This window comes from Streptomyces sp. f51 (assembly GCF_037940415.1).
Lineage (GTDB): Bacteria > Actinomycetota > Actinomycetes > Streptomycetales > Streptomycetaceae > Streptomyces.
In genome coordinates this window covers 6135626-6150002 of sequence record NZ_CP149798.1, presented here as the reverse complement: position 1 = coordinate 6150002, position 14377 = coordinate 6135626, and the positions used below count along the sequence as shown (strand labels likewise).

The window sequence follows — 14377 nt, the reverse complement described above, 5'->3', positions numbered from 1 at the left end:
TGGGGTCTGCTGACATCAGGGCAGACCCCGTCGGCGCCCGCAACTCATCGGTCCCGTGTCAGGGCCTTCCCGATGCGCTCCGCGGGGCAGGCGCCCGGCTCACCCCGCGTCGGTCGAGAACAGTCCGCCCGTCGGGCCCTGCTTGTCGCCGCCCTGGGCCTTTCTGAGGGCGTTGGCGAGGCTCTCGATGGTGAGGGACTGGAGGATCACCCGTCCGTTGCCCTCCAGGGTGGCCAGCGACAGGCCCTCGCCGCCGAAGACGGCGTTCATCAGCCCCTGGCGGTTGAGGCCGCCGATGCGCTGGACGCCGTACTGGATGCCCTCCTCGAAGGCGACGACGCAGCCCGTGTCGACCTCGATGCGGCCGCCGAAGTCGGCGGGGTTCAGGTCGATGAAGTTGCCCGCGCCGGCGATGATCACCGTGCCGTGGCCGGTGAACTTCTCCAGGACGAAACCCTCGCCGCCGCTGCGTCCGGTCCGGCCGCCCTGGAAGGCGATGCCGAACAGGACGGTCGACTCGGCCGCCACGAAGGCGTCCTTCTCGGCGAACCACGCGCGCGTCCCGTCGAGCTCCAGGGCGCGCATCTCACCGGGCAGCACGCCCGCGAAGCCGACCGTGCCCTCGCCTCCCGTGGACGTGAAGTACTGGAAGGCCAGCGACTCGCCCGCGAGGGCGCGCTGGCCCGCCTGCATGGCGGTGCCGACGGCCTGGCGCAGCATGCCGCCCATGCCGCCGCCCCCGCTCGGCTGCCCGCCGCCACCGCCGCCCGACGGCCCGGAGAGCCGCGTCTCCATGGTCACGTTGGTCGTCTTGAACAGGAACTTTCCCGCCTCGCAGTACACGGTCTGACCGGGGCGCAGGTTGACGACGGCCATCTGCATGGCGTTGCCGACGATTTCTTGCTGAAGAGTCACGCCGTGAGAACGCGGGAGGCGGAGCAAAGAGTTCCGGCCGGCGAAGTGAGCTAGTTCTGGTGGACCCTGTCGGCGCCCGGGCCGCCGGAGAGCGTGTCCCTGCCGGTGCCGCCGTGCAGCAGGTCGTCGCCGCTGTTGCCGTAGATCCTGTCGTCGCCCGCGTCGCCGTACAGCTTGTCGTCGCCCCGGCCGCCGGAGAGGAGGTCGGCACCGGAGCCGCCGTGGACGACGTCGTCTCCGTCGTCTCCGTAGAGGCCGAGTTCCTGGCCCGAGGCGGTGCCGACGAGGACGTCGTCGCCGGGTCCGCCGTGGCAGGTGCCGTCGTCGCAGCCGGTGAGCGTGTCGTCGCCCGCTCCGCCGGACGCGCCCGTGCCGTAGACGCCCCCGCCGCCGTCGAGCCGGTCGTTGCCGTCGTCCCCGTACAGCACGGCCCCGGAGTCGCCCTTGAGGACGTCGTTGCCCTTGCCGCCGTGGACGGTCTCCAGCGTCGGGCCGGTCACCGTCGCGGTGTCGCTGCCGTCGCCGAGGTCGACGTCGTAGTCGTCCGAGTCGTTGGTGCCGCCCACGCCGGCCTCGGTCACGCACTCGACGACTTTGTGGTCGGCCGCCGACGGATAGCGGCAGGCACGCGTGGAGAAGGCGATGTCGTACACGTCACGGAACGTGATGTGTATTTCGTCGTAGTCCTCGGAGTCGACGTCGACTTCCTTCGCGGTGACCTTCAGACGGTTGGTCTGTCCGGCGGCGGCCTTGTAGCGGAATTCGCCCCAGGTGGTACGGGTGAGCGAGACCGTGCCCGCCGTGGCGGCCCGGGCGGTGGCGGCCGCGAACACGCCTCCGCCGAGGGCGAGAGCGAGGGAGACGGTGGAGGCGACGGTCTTTAAGGTGCGCATGCGGAAACAGCCCTTCGGGACATGGGGAATCGGTGACCGGGAACGTCGTTCCCGGTTCACGCGGTGGGACCCGGCCGCCGGGACGGAGGTTGTACGGGAATTCGCTTCGTTCCCGACGGACGGCCTCGCTTTCCCTGCCCTTAACCCGTGGTGCACGCACGTGTGGCCGAACTGATCACGGCCGACCGGCGGGCGACGCTGCCGCAGGCGGCGCTGCGGGGCCGGCTGACGGTCCGAGCGGTGCCCGGCGGGGAGGCGGGAATCCGTGGTCGCGGAGCGGACCGACCTCGTACCCCCGTTCCTCGCACGTGTCGAGAATGCGCGGAAGGGCGCCCAGGGCGGAGCGCCACGCACCCGGCGCGGAGGTGCAGTCCGAGTCGTGCAGCAGCACGGTGCCTCCGCCGTACAGGTCGGTGACGACGGTGCGGTGGACCGATTCCGGGGTGGCCCTCGCGGTCCAGTCCTCGCCCCAGCAGGTCCAGAGGACCGGCGTGAGTCCCAGGCGGCGGGCGGCCAGGTGGGCCGAGCCTGACATGACGCCGTACGGGGGCCGGAACAGTGTGGGCGTGGTGCCCGTGATCTCGGCGACGGTGTCGCGCGCGCGGGCCAGGTCGGTGTGGGTCGCGCGCGGGCCGCGCAGCAGCAGCGGGCGGTGCGCCCAGCCGTGCACGGCGATCTCGTGGCCCGCCGCCGCGATCTCGCGGACCAGTCCGGGTGAGCGCTGCGCCTGGCTGCCGAGCAGGAAGAAGGTGGCCCGTACCCGCCTCGCGGCGAGGAGGCGCAGGAACTCCGGCGTGGACGTGGGGTCGGGGCCGTCGTCGAAGGTGAGGGCCACGTGATCCGGGCGGCCCTTTCCGGCGAGGCGGGGCATCACGCGGTTGCGCAGGGGCCCGAACGTGGAGAGGACCGGCGCGCAGTGGGCGGCCGCCAGAGCGGCGGGAACGGCTGCGGCCACGGCCGTGAGCAGGGACGCCGTCCCGAGCGGTCGCGTCCCGAGCGGTCGCGGGATGAGGGATTGCGGGATGCGAGGTTGCGGGATGAGGGGTTGCGGGATGCGGGGTTGCCTCACGAGAGGCCGCGTCCCGAGGGGTCGCGGGATGAGGGGTCGCGTCACGAGCGGGCCCGGCATCGGCGGTCGCGTCATGAGTGGTGTCCTTCCGGACCGTGACCGGCAACGCTGGAGACGAGGTCCAGGTCGAGGTGCCGGCTCAGCGAGTGCACCAGCGTGGGGCCCTCGTAGCTGGTGGCGACCCCGGTGGCGACGGCGGCCGCCCACACCGCGCAGGCCACGGTGGTCGTGGTGGCCAGCCGTCGGGCCCGCAGGCGTCGCCGTCCGGTGGGCTGCGTCGGCACGGGCGACCGCCGGGAGCGCAGCACGCGCAGAGTCTCCCCCGCCGGGCCGCGGTCCGGCGAGTCCGCGAACAGCGCCAGTCCCGCGGCGCGTTGCCGCGCCCCGAGCGGTCCGTTGACCAAGTCGTTGAGTACGTCCTTGAGTTGGGTCCGGTGGCGGATCCAGACCGCGACACCGGCTTCGTCGAGGGCGTCGGCGTTGGTCAGGCCATGGCCGGGTATGCAGCCGTAACTGGCCACGGGCAGACCGGCGGAGAACGCTTCGAGGGTGGTGAGTCCGCCCGCGTTCTGCACGAGGACGTCGGCCGCGTGCATCAGTGCGGGCATGTCGTCGACCCAGCCGTGGACGTGCTCGATCCCGTCGGCGCGCAACCGCGCGGCCAGGGCCTGGTTGCGGCCGCACACGACCACCGGGACGACGGCGCCGCAGTCCCGGAGTTCCTTGGCGACCTGCCGGACGGGGCCGACTCCCCAGGATCCGGCCACCAGGAGCGCGAGCGGGGCGGTGGCGGGCAGCCCGAACCTCTCCCGCGCGAGCAGACGCTCCCGCGGGTCGCAGGGGCGGAAGCGGGGGTCGGCGACGGGTCCGCGGACACGGACGTCCCCGGCTCCCGCGGCCCGCGCCTGCGCAGCGGGTACGGCGTGGGCGGCGAGATGGACGTCCACGCCGTCCGCCACCCACAGGGGGTGCACGGAGAAGTCGGTGAGATAGGTGAGTACGGGGACGCCCAGGCGCCCGTCGAGCCGGAGGTTCCCCAGGACGCGGCTGGCGCCCGGGTAGGTCGACACGACGGCGCCGGTCCCCGGGTGCAGGGCCTTCAGGACGCGGTTCTCGGCGGACCTCAGCAGGGCGCGGGCGCCGCGGCCGCCGCCTCCGGAGCTCTCGGTGCTGGAGTAGATCCGCTGGTAGAGCCAGGGGGCGCGGTCGAGCATCAGGTGATAGGCGTCCCTGGCGGTCCGGCCGAGGCGGGCGGGCAGGAGGTCGAGCAGGTCGTACCGGTCGACGGCGATCCCCTCGGCCGTCAGGCGGCGCTGGAGTTCGGCGGCGGCGCCGTCGTGGCCCGCGCCGACGCTCGCCGAGACGATCGCGACGCGGTCCGGGTGGGCCGCCGGCACCCGTCCAGGGGGCAGACCTGTGCCCGCTGGTGTCAGGTGCGCTCGTCCGCCGTTGGCCATGGGCTGTCCTCTGCGTAGGTGGGAGACCGAGCAACTACACGATGTAGTAGGCCGAGATCGAGACCGGAGCATACCTCCTACAACTAGTAGTAGGTCACCGGGGTAGCCTTGCCCGAAGGCACGGCGTCGGAAGGGCGAACAGTGAAGGAACCCAGGAGCGAGGGAGCCTCCGGTACGGCCGGCAGGCGCGCCCGCGGCGAACTCGAGGGCTCCGTACTCGCCGCTCTCTGGTCGGCGGACCACCCCTTGACCGCCCGTCAGGTGCTCCAGCGGCTGCCGGCCGGACTGGCCTACACGACCGTCCTGACGATCCTGTCCCGGCTGTACGACAAGGGCATGCTCGTCCGGCGGCCCGAGGGCCGCGGATACGCCTACGCGGCGGTGCGCGACGAGGCCTCGCACACGGCGCGGCAAATGCGCTCACTGCTGGACGAGGGCTCCGACCGCGAGGCGGTGCTGAGCCGTTTCGTATCCGAACTGTCCGACCAGGACGAGCAATTGCTGCACGAACTGCTGTCCGCGCACGAAGGGCACCAGGGCCGCCGCGGCCACGTCGACGGCGGGAAGTGAGCCGGTGCTGATCAGCGTGTACGTTCCGCTCGTCGTCACCGCCGTTCTGACCGTGCTCGCGCCCCCGGTGGCCCGCCTGCTCGCTCCTCGCCCCGCTGTCCGGGCACTCGCCTGCGCCGCGTCGGTCACGACGGTGGGCTGGATGGGCTCGATGGCGCTGCTCGCGTTCACCGGCGTCGCCCAGATCCCCGAGGTGGCGGAGGCGGGACGCTGGTCCGTACCCACGCTGCGGGCCGAGGACCCGGTCCACCTCACGGTCGCGGTGCTCAGCGCCCTCGTCCTGACGGCCCAGCTCGTCGCCCTGGGACGCGCGGCCGTACGACGCACCCGTCAGATCCTGTGGGCACGGCGCGAATGCGCCGCGATGACCGGCGACAGCGAGCTGTCCGTCATCGACGACGACAGACCGCAGGCCTTCGCCCTTCCCGGATCGCCCGGCCGGATCGTCGTCTCGCGCGGCATGCTCCAGTGCCTCGCCCCCGCCGAACGCGAGGCCCTGCTGGCCCACGAGAGGGCCCATCTGCTCCACCGCCACCACCACTTCCAGACCCTGTGGCACCTCACGGCCGCCGCCAACCCGTTGCTGCGGCCGCTCGCCGCGGCCGGCGGCTTCGCCCTGGAACGCTGGGCCGACGAGGACGCCGCGACCCGCGTCGGCGACCGCGCCGTGGTGGCCCGGGCGGTCGGACGCGCGGCACTCGCGGCCTCGGCCCGCCCGTCGGGCACCACCGGGGCACTCGCCGCCACCGGCGGTGCCGTACCGCAGCGGGTACGGGCCCTGCTGGCACCGCCCCCGCCCCGCCGGGTGCTGCCCATCGCCGCCGGAGCGCTGCTGCTGCTCCTGTGCTGCGCCGGCCTGGCCAACGCCGCGGCCGACAGCGACGAACTGCTCGACGACGCGCAACGCGCCCAGTGCCGGGTCGTCGCACCGCACCCGGCCGGGACGCACTGCGCCTGTCACGACAGCGGGCCGTAGGCACGCCGGCCCGAGGCCACCCGTTCCTGTGCGGCGCGGCCCGGGCCGCGCCGCCGCGGGGTTCTCGTTCAGCCGCCCAGGACGGTGTTGCCGGTCACCGTGCCGCCGGTGCCGTCGACGGTCACCACGTGACGCACCCCGTCGGGTCCGACGACCACGATCCGCCAGGCCCGGCCGCCGCCCTGCTCCGTGACCGGCGCCAGCGACTCGACCTTGCCGTCCTTGACGGCGGAGGTCGCCTTGCCCACGGCGTCCGCCGCGGAGAGCGAGGGCAGCGGGGCCGGAGCCTCGCCGGCCGACGGCTCACGACCGTCCACGCCCCGCGATCCGCCCTTGCCGTCCCGGATCAGCTCCCGCTTCAGGCCGTCGCGACCGTCACGGCCCTCGGAGTCCGCCCGGCCCCCGTCGAACCACGCCGGTCCCTCGGCGGAGACCATCCTGCGCTCGCCGCGGCCCTCCTCCTCGTGGTGGTGGAACGCCGCCGCGGCCGCACCACCGCCGATCACCACCACGGCCGCGGCACCGGCCACGGCCCAGCGCCCCCGGCGGCCGCGCAGCCGGCGCAGACGGGCCGGCTTCGTCACCGTCGTACCCGGACCGTCCTCGTCCGGCTGTTCCTGCGATCCGCCCATGGATTCGCTCACTGCGCCCACCCCGATCTCCTGGAAAGGGCCGGGCTCCGTGCCCGGTCGTCCGGGCACAGCATCGCCGGAACGTGCTGAAGACTTCCTGAAGACCTGAAGACGCCTTCAGCTTGGCGCCTCGCACACCCGGTGACCTGCCACCCTGGGAGCATGCGTGTACTGGTGGTGGAAGACGAGCGCCGGCTGGCCCTGGCGCTTCAGCACGGCCTGACCGCCGAGGGCTTCAGCGTGGACGTCGCCCACGACGGCCTCGCCGGGCTCGCCAAGGCCACCGAGCGCGCCTACGACGTCGTCGTGCTCGACATCATGCTGCCCGGCCTCAACGGCTACCGGGTGTGCCAGCGGCTGCGGGCCACCGGCAGCAACGTCGGCATCCTCATGCTCACCGCCAAGGACGGCGAGTGGGACGAGGCCGAGGCGCTGGACACCGGCGCCGACGACTACCTGTCCAAGCCGTTCTCCTTCGTGGTGCTCGTCGCCCGCCTGCGGGCGCTGGCCCGCAGGATCGGCAGCCGGGCCCCGCGGCGCACCGTGCTCGGCGACCTGGTGGTCGACTCCGCCGCCCGCACCTGCACCCGCGGGGGCGTGTCCGTCCCGCTCACCCCGCGCGAGTTCGCCGTGCTCGACCACCTGGCCCGGCGGGCCGGGGAGGCCGTGTCCAAGCGCGAGATCCTGGACGAGGTGTGGGACAGCGGCCAGGACAGCGACCCCAACACCGTCGAGGTCCATGTCAGCGCCCTGCGGCGCAAGATCGACACCCCGTTCGGGCGGGCCGCGGTGCAGACCGTCCGCGGCGCCGGATACCGGCTGGCGGCCGACGGTGGCTGAGCCGGACATCTCCCCCCGGGAGTCGGGACGCCCCGGGCCCGTCGCCGCCACACGGCGCCGGACCCATACCGCGCTGCGCCGCCTGACCGGTCACCCCCGGGCGGCCGCGCTGATCCGCCGGCTGGCACCGCGCTCGGTCCGTACCCGCACCACGCTCGCCGCCTGTGCCAGCGTCGCCGTCGTCATGGTCGCCGCGTCGGCCGTCGTCCTGATGCTGCTGCGCGGCAACCTGGAACGCACCGTGGAGACCGGCGGCCTCGCGCAGGCCAAGGACGTCGCGCGTCTGGCCGCCGACGGACGGCTGCCCCAGCCGCTGACACTCGGGCCGGGAACCGACTTCATCCAGGTCGTCGACGACCACGGAAACGTCGTCGCGCAGAGCCAGAACCTCACCGGCCGGCCCGCCCTCACCCCCACCGGCACCCACAACGGCCATCGGACGTACGACCTCGACGCCCTCGGCAAGGAGCGCCACCAGCGCGTCACCACGGTCACCACCCCCACCTCGGCGGGCCCTGTCACCATCCACGTCGGGGCCTCGCTGCGCACCGCCGACGCCGCCGAGGACACCACGACCGCGGCCCTCGCCGGCCTGAGCGCCCTGCTGCTGTTCACCGTCGGCGCCCTGACCTGGCGTACGACCGGACGCGCGCTGCGGCCGGTCGAGGCCATCCGCGCCGAGGTCGCCGCCATCGGGGACCGCGGCCTGGACCGCCGGGTCCCCGCGCCGCGCGGGGACGACGAGATCGCCCGCCTCGCCGACACCATGAACGCGATGCTCGAACGGCTGGAGGCCGCGGGTACGCGGCAGCGCCAGTTCATCGCCGACGCCTCGCACGAACTGCGCAGCCCCCTCGCGGTTCTGCGCACCCAGCTGGAGGTGGCGCTCACCCACCCCGATCCCGAGGTCCGCGACACCCTGGTGGCCGGCGCCCTCCAGGACACCGAGCGCCTCCAGGCGCTCTCCACCGACCTGCTGCTGCTCGCCCGGCTCGACGCCACAGGACAGAGCCGGCCCACCGAACCCGTCGACCTCGCCGAACTGGCCCGCACCACCGTGGCGGTCCGTTCGACCGACCCCCACCCGGTCACCCTGCACACCCCGGACAACATCACCGTCCCCGGCAACACCCTGTGGATCGGCCGGCTGCTGACCAACCTCCTCGACAACGCCCAGCGCCACGCCCGGCACGCCGTGGCCGTACGGCTGTCGAGGGACCCGGAGAGCGGTGACGCCGTCCTGGACGTCACCAACGACGGCTCCCCGATCGCCCCGGCCGACCGGGAGAAGATCTTCGAACGGTTCGCCCGCCTCGACGACGCCCGCAGCCGCGACGACGGCGGCACCGGCCTCGGCCTGCCCATAGCCCTGGACATCGCCGCACTCCACGGCGGCACGATCACGGTCCTCGACACCCCGACGGGCACCACGTTCCGCACCCGCCTGACGACGGGCACGCGGGACTGAGGCCGGGCGGCACGAACGGCAGGGCCCGGGGGCGGCTTCCGGTACCGCTCAGCCGCCCAGTTCCTGGTGCCTGGCCCTGAGGACCGACACCCCTTCCTCCGTCAGGGAGCCGAAGAGGCGCAGGCGGGAGATCCCGCCGTCCGGGAAGATGTCCACGCGCGCGTGCGTGGCGACGGCGGGTGCGGTGAGGGTGAAGCGGTGGTTGGTGTCGGGCTGGAGGCGGGTGCGGGGCAGGATCTCCGTCCACTCCCCCGCGTCCCCTTCCCCGCCGTCCCGCACCGACACCGAGGCCCACCCGGCGCTGTTGCCCTTCAGGTACGCCGTGTCGATCTCCACGGCACGGATCTCGGACCGGGCGGCGAGCACGTAGCTGATCCAGTCGTTGCCCTCGTCCCGTCGCCGCCGCGTCTCCCAGCCGTCGTCCATCTTGCGCGAGCGGCCCGGCTGGATGGTGTTGGTGGCGGGTGAGTAGAAGAGGTCGGAGGCGTCCTCGACCCGGCCGCCGTTCTCCAGGGCGACCACATCGAAGGTGCCGAGGGCGGACAGCCAGCGCGGGTCGGGCACGACCTCGCCGTACACCCGCAGCCGCGCGATGCCCCCGTCGGGGTGCTGGTTGACCCGCAGGTGGGTGAAGCGCTGCTCCACGGTGACGGCGAATCCGTTGGCCGCGTGACCGCCGACCGGGGTGCGCGGCACGAGGGTCGTCCACTTCACCCCGTCCGCGAGGAGTTCCTCGGGCGAGGGCGAACCGGGGACCGAGACGCCCTCGACCGACACCGCCTGCGGGTAGTTGCCGCGGAAGTGGGCGGTGTCGACGACGATCCCGCGGACGACACCGGGGGCCCCGAGACGTACCAGGGCCCAGTCGTGGTCCTCGGCCGTCGGCCACGGGTGCTCGGCGGAGACACCGCGGCGCCGCCGGGTCTCCCAGCCGTCCATGATCTTGCCCTTGTGACCGAAGTGCTCGGGGTCGAACTCCGCCGCCCCGGCCAGGAGAAGGTTCTCGCGCTGGGCGAAGAACTCGTCGTTGGCGGCGATGACACCCGCGCCGAGCCGCCGGTCCGCCAGGTCGGCGTACCGGGTGAAGGGGAAGTCGGCGGTGCGGTAGTCCGCGTACGGGTCACCGCCTCCGTAGGGTCGCGCGTCTCCGGTGAAGCTCTGGGTCGCCGTCACGGTGATCAGGGGTTCCTTTCGGGAGTCGGCCGGTGGGGGCGGAGGATCGGGTCGGGGATTCGGTCGGGGCCGGGGGGATCAGGGCGTACGGGTCAGCAGGTGACCCCGGGGATCGGTGAACTCGCCGTCCGCGAAGACGCGTTCGCCGCGCAGCCAGGTCGACCTCACGACACCGCCGAGGGTCCTGCCCGCGTAGGCCGTCACCCGGTTGCGGTGCTGGAGCGCGGCGGGGTCGACGGTGAACGTCTCGTCGGGGGCGAACACCGCGAAGTCGGCGTCGTGGCCCGGCGCGATGGCGCCCTTGCGGCCGCCCAGACCGGCCAGCGCGGCGGTGCGCGAGGACATCCAGCGGACCACGTCCTCCAGGCCGTGGCCGCGCCCGCGGGCCTCGGTCCAGACGGCGGACAGGCTCAGCTGGAGGCCGGAGATGCCGCCCCACGCGGTGGCGAAGTCCTCCGTCTTGAGGTCGGCGGTCGAGGGCGAGTGGTCGGTGACCACGCAGTCGATCGTGCCGTCGGCCAGCGCCCGCCACAGCAGGTCCTGGTTGGCGGCCTCGCGGATGGGCGGGCAGCACTTGAACTCGCTGGCGCCGTCCGGGACTTCCTCGGCGGTCAGGGTGAGGTAGTGCGGGCAGGTCTCCACGGTGAGCCGGACCCCGTCGGCCTTGGCGGCGGCGACGATCGGGAGCGCGTCGCTCGACGACAGGTGCAGGACGTGCACCCGCGCGTCGAGGCGCTTGGCCTGGGCGACAAGGCTCTCGACGGCGGTGTCCTCGGCGTCACGGGGGCGCGAGGCGAGGAAGTCGGCGTACCTGCGGCCGCCCGTCTGCGGGGCGGCGGCCAGGTGGTGCGGGTCCTCGGCGTGCACGATCAGCAGGCCGCCGAAGCCGGCGATCTCGGCGAGGGAAAGGGCGAGCTGGTCCTGGTCCAGCTCGGGGAACTCCTCGACCCCGGACGGGGACAGGAACGCCTTGAACCCGAACACCCCGGCCTCGTGCAGGGGTTGGAGATCCTTGACGTTGCCGGGCAGCGCACCGCCCCAGAAGCCGACGTCGACGTGCGCCTTGGAACGGGCGACGTCCTGCTTCGTACGAAGGCCCGCGACCGTCGTCGTCGGCGGGAGGGAGTTGAGCGGCATGTCGATCAGCGTGGTGATGCCGCCCGCGGCCGCGGCGCGGGTCGCCGTCCAGAACCCCTCCCACTCGGTGCGGCCGGGGTCGTTCACATGGACATGGGTGTCGACGAGACCGGGCAGCAGGACGTCGTCGCCGAAGTCCTCCGACCGGGCGCCGGACGGCACCTCGGCGTCGTACGGCAGCACGGCCGTGATCTTCCCCGCGGCGACCGCGACCGACGCGGCGCGCGTCCCCTCGGGGGTGATGACGCGCGTCGAGCGCAGCACCAGTTCGGCTTCGGACACCCGGACCCCTCTCTCCGCCTCTGTCGACTCCCGTTGCCGCCGGGTTGCTTCCGCGTAACGGAATTCAACTTTCTGTTGAAGAAGTCTTCACCGCGGCCCCCGCGCCGTCAAGGGGTCCCCCCGCACCCTCCCCCGACCGGCCCGCGTCGGCGTCTGCGGCAATGCTGCCGGGTAGGCTGCGTCTCTGCCCGCCCCGCCGCCGCCCCCTTCGAGACTCCTCGGGTCACCCCGCTCGATCCCGCGCCCCGAAAGGACCGCCGCCGTGCCGCCGTCCAGCGCCAGCACCACCGACGCCCGATCCTCCGCCGCCAGTGGCGGCGTCCAGTCCCTCGAGCGCGCCTTCGATCTGCTGGAGCGCATGGCGGACGCCGGGGGCGAGGTCGGTCTGAGCGAGCTCTCCGCGAGCAGCGGCCTGCCGCTGCCCACCATTCACCGGCTGATGCGCACCCTCGTGGCCTGCGGATACGTACGGCAGCAGGCCAACCGCCGGTACGCGCTCGGCCCCCGTCTCATCCGGCTCGGCGAGTCGGCCTCCCGGCTGCTCGGCACCTGGGCCCGCCCGTATCTGGCGCGTCTGGTGGAGGAGACCGGCGAGACGGCGAACATGGCGCTGCTCGACGGGGACGAGATCGTCTACGTGGCCCAGGTCCCCTCCAAGCACTCGATGCGCATGTTCACCGAGGTGGGCCGCCGGGTGCTGCCCCACTCCACCGGTGTCGGCAAGGCCCTGCTGGCCCACACCCCGGACGACGAGGTGCGCGCGCTGCTCTCCCGTACGGGCATGCCCGCCGCGACGGAGAAGACGATCACCACTCCGGACGGCTTCCTCGCCGCGCTCGCCGAGGTCCGCCGGACCGGCTACGCGGTCGACGACAACGAGCAGGAGATCGGCGTCCGCTGTCTCGCCGTCTCCGTGCCCGACTCCCCGACCGCCGCCGCCATCTCGATCTCCGGGCCGGCCGGCCGGGTCACCGAGGCCGCCACCGACACGATCGTGCCGGTGCTCCAGCAGGTCGCGGCCGAACTGTCGGAGGCCCTGGCCAGCTCGGGTCCGGGCGCCGGCTGAGCCGGCGGTCCGGGCGCCGGCCGAGCGGGGCGGGACCCGAGCCCGGTTCATTCTGCCGCGCGCCCGCCGGCAGGCGCGGTGAGGCGGGTGGTGAGCGGTGCGGTGGCGGATGCCTCCAGACGCCCGTCCGTCATCTCCCGCACCGCGTCCACCGCGCCGAGGTGGGCGCGGTCGTGCGTCACGAGGACGGTCGCCGTGCCGCGCTCCCGGGTGAGCCGGAGCAGCAGATCGATCACCGCGGTGCCGCGTTCGTGATCGAGGGCGCTGGTCGGCTCGTCGACCAGGAGCACCGACGGCTCGTTGACCAGGGCGCGGGCGATGTTCACCCGCTGCCGCTGGCCCCCGGACAGCTGATGCGGGCGCCGGTGCGCCAGCTCGCCGAGGCCGACCGCGTCCAGCAACTCCCGTGCGCGCGCTGCCACTTGGCTTCGCCCGTCCAGGTGGCCCATCACCTGGAGCTGCTCCAGCGCGGTCAGTGAGGGCAGCAGGTTCGGCTGCTGGAACACGATGCCGATCTCACGCCGCCGCAGGACGGCCCGCTCGGCGGAGGTCAGCGCCCCCGTCTCCGTACCGCCGACGAGGACGCGCCCGCGGTCCGGGGCGACCAGGGTCGCGGCGACCGCCAGGAGGCTGGACTTGCCGGAGCCGGAGGGCCCCACGACGGCGGTCGCCGTTCCGGCCGGCACCAGGAGGCCGACGCCGTCCAGGGCGGTCAGCCGGCCGTCTCCGTCGGGGTAGGTGAGGGTGATGTCGTCGAGGGTCAGGCTCATCGGGGGCTTTCCCGTTCTCATCGGGCGCTCGCCAGCGCGGTCAGTGGGTCGACGGCGGTGATCCGGCGGACGGACAGTCCCGCGCCGAGCGCCCCGAGGGCGATCGTGACGGCGGCCGGTCCGAGCACGGTCGTGGCGTCCAGCGCGAAGGGCACCTCGCCTCCCCGCACGAGCGCGCCCGCGGCGGCGGCGAGAGCGGTGCCGAGCAGCGTCCCGGTGGCGAGCATGAACACGGCCTGCCCGAGCGCGTCGCGCAGCAGATACGGGGTGGAGGCGCCCAGCGCCTTCAGCACCGCGATGTCGGGCGACCGCTGGATGGTCCAGACGGTGAAGAACGCACCGGTGACGAGCGCCGAGATGACGAAGAGGAATCCGCGCATGAGCTGGAGGGAGCCGTTCTCGGCCTGGTAGGAGCCGATGGCGGTGAGGGCGTCGCCCCGGGTGAAGGTCTTCGTGCCGGCGGCGCGGTCGGCCGCCCGCAGGTCGGCGCCGTGGGCGCGCAGGGCGATGACGGTCGCCGTACCGGAGAAGTCGGTCCATACGACCGGTGTGTGGCTGTACGAGGCACGGCCGGCGACGGCCGCGACGGTCAGGTCGGTGCCGCCGAGCCGTATCCGGTCCCCGGCGGTCACCCCGAGCGCGGCGGCGGCCTTCTCGGACAGCACGGCCCGGCCGGGCGCGACCCCCGGCGGGGCGATGCCGGAGCCCGGCCGTACGGCGAACGAGGACACCGCGGCCGTGCGGCTCCCGGCGGCCGCGTTCAGGGTGCGGACGCCGATGGGTTCGGCCGAGGCGACACCGGGCCGGCCGGCCCAGGTCTCCCGGGCGTCGGCGGGCACCGGCGCGCCGGTGAAGGACACGGGCTGCCCCGCGGCCGGCGCGGCGAAGGCCAGGTGGTCGGCGGGCAGCGCGGTCACCGCCGAGGTGTTCTCCTCGGCGAGCCCGGCGGTCAGCCCGGACAGCAGCCCCACGAGCAGGGTGATCAGTACGACGACGGATCCCATCAGGGCGAACCGCCCCTTGGCGAACCGTAGGTCTCTCCATGCGACGAACATGCCTCGACCCTGCCGTCCGGGCCGGGTCCGGGGCATCGGCCCGCCGCACGGTTCCCCCCGGCCGAAGGAGCAGC

Annotated in this window: 14 protein-coding genes; 5 read left to right on the top strand and 9 right to left on the bottom strand. The window is 73.8% G+C overall.

Annotated elements, in window-relative coordinates; genetic code table 11:
- Positions 1–99: 99 nt before the first annotated feature.
- The 4 genes from WJM95_RS26670 to WJM95_RS26655 form a co-directional block, all read right to left on the bottom strand.
- Positions 100–915, bottom strand: coding sequence for an AIM24 family protein (locus tag WJM95_RS26670; RefSeq protein ID WP_339132338.1), 816 nt, complete (start codon positions 913–915; stop codon positions 100–102).
- Positions 916–965: 50 nt separating this feature from the next.
- Entirely contained in the window at positions 966–1808 is an 843-nt protein-coding gene (locus WJM95_RS26665; RefSeq protein WP_339132337.1) for a calcium-binding protein, read from the bottom strand.
- 175 nt (positions 1809–1983) lie between these two features.
- Entirely contained in the window at positions 1984–2763 is a 780-nt protein-coding gene (locus tag WJM95_RS26660) for a polysaccharide deacetylase family protein (RefSeq protein ID WP_339132336.1), read from the bottom strand.
- A 185-nt stretch (positions 2764–2948) separates the two neighbouring features.
- Entirely contained in the window at positions 2949–4334 is a 1386-nt protein-coding gene (locus tag WJM95_RS26655; RefSeq protein WP_339132335.1) for a glycosyltransferase, read from the bottom strand.
- Between the two features lie 141 nt (positions 4335–4475).
- Here WJM95_RS26655 and WJM95_RS26650 point away from each other — a divergent pair, with 141 nt between their 5' ends.
- Together WJM95_RS26650 and WJM95_RS26645 are read left to right on the top strand one after the other, a co-directional pair.
- Entirely contained in the window at positions 4476–4904 is a 429-nt protein-coding gene (locus tag WJM95_RS26650; RefSeq protein ID WP_339132334.1) for a BlaI/MecI/CopY family transcriptional regulator, read from the top strand.
- A 4-nt stretch (positions 4905–4908) separates the two neighbouring features.
- The gene (locus tag WJM95_RS26645) at positions 4909–5880 is read left to right on the top strand and encodes a M48 family metalloprotease (RefSeq protein ID WP_339132333.1); all 972 of its coding nucleotides are present in this window, start codon (positions 4909–4911) and stop codon (positions 5878–5880) included.
- Between the two features lie 68 nt (positions 5881–5948).
- Here the strand turns inward: WJM95_RS26645 and WJM95_RS26640 are convergent, their stop codons facing one another.
- Positions 5949–6533, bottom strand: a complete 585-nt coding sequence (locus WJM95_RS26640; protein WP_339132332.1) for a hypothetical protein — start codon at positions 6531–6533, stop codon at positions 5949–5951.
- Between the two features lie 141 nt (positions 6534–6674).
- Between WJM95_RS26640 and WJM95_RS26635 the strand changes: the two genes are divergently transcribed.
- Both WJM95_RS26635 and WJM95_RS26630 read left to right on the top strand, forming a co-directional pair.
- Positions 6675–7352, top strand: a complete 678-nt coding sequence (locus tag WJM95_RS26635) for a response regulator transcription factor (protein ID WP_339132331.1) — start codon at positions 6675–6677, stop codon at positions 7350–7352.
- The gene (locus WJM95_RS26630) at positions 7345–8820 is read left to right on the top strand and encodes an ATP-binding protein (RefSeq protein WP_339132330.1); all 1476 of its coding nucleotides are present in this window, start codon (positions 7345–7347) and stop codon (positions 8818–8820) included. Before WJM95_RS26635 ends, WJM95_RS26630 begins: the two co-directional genes overlap by 8 nt.
- Positions 8821–8868: 48 nt before the next feature.
- Here WJM95_RS26630 and alc read toward each other — a convergent pair whose 3' ends face one another.
- On the bottom strand, positions 8869–9993 hold the full coding sequence (alc, locus tag WJM95_RS26625) for an allantoicase (RefSeq protein WP_339132329.1): 1125 nt from the start codon (positions 9991–9993) through the stop codon (positions 8869–8871).
- Positions 9994–10071: 78 nt separating this feature from the next.
- Entirely contained in the window at positions 10072–11412 is a 1341-nt protein-coding gene (gene allB, locus WJM95_RS26620; RefSeq protein WP_339132328.1) for an allantoinase AllB, read from the bottom strand.
- 262 nt (positions 11413–11674) lie between these two features.
- Here allB and WJM95_RS26615 point away from each other — a divergent pair, with 262 nt between their 5' ends.
- The gene (locus tag WJM95_RS26615) at positions 11675–12478 is read left to right on the top strand and encodes an IclR family transcriptional regulator (protein WP_339132327.1); all 804 of its coding nucleotides are present in this window, start codon (positions 11675–11677) and stop codon (positions 12476–12478) included.
- A gap of 47 nt (positions 12479–12525) precedes the next feature.
- On the opposite strand, the gene WJM95_RS26610 is transcribed toward WJM95_RS26615, so the two are convergent.
- The gene (locus WJM95_RS26610; protein ID WP_339132326.1) at positions 12526–13248 is read right to left on the bottom strand and encodes an ABC transporter ATP-binding protein; all 723 of its coding nucleotides are present in this window, start codon (positions 13246–13248) and stop codon (positions 12526–12528) included.
- Positions 13249–13265: 17 nt separating this feature from the next.
- Complete coding sequence (locus tag WJM95_RS26605; RefSeq protein ID WP_339132325.1) at positions 13266–14303, bottom strand: ABC transporter permease; 1038 nt, start codon at positions 14301–14303, stop codon at positions 13266–13268.
- Between the last annotated feature and the right edge of the window lie 74 nt (positions 14304–14377).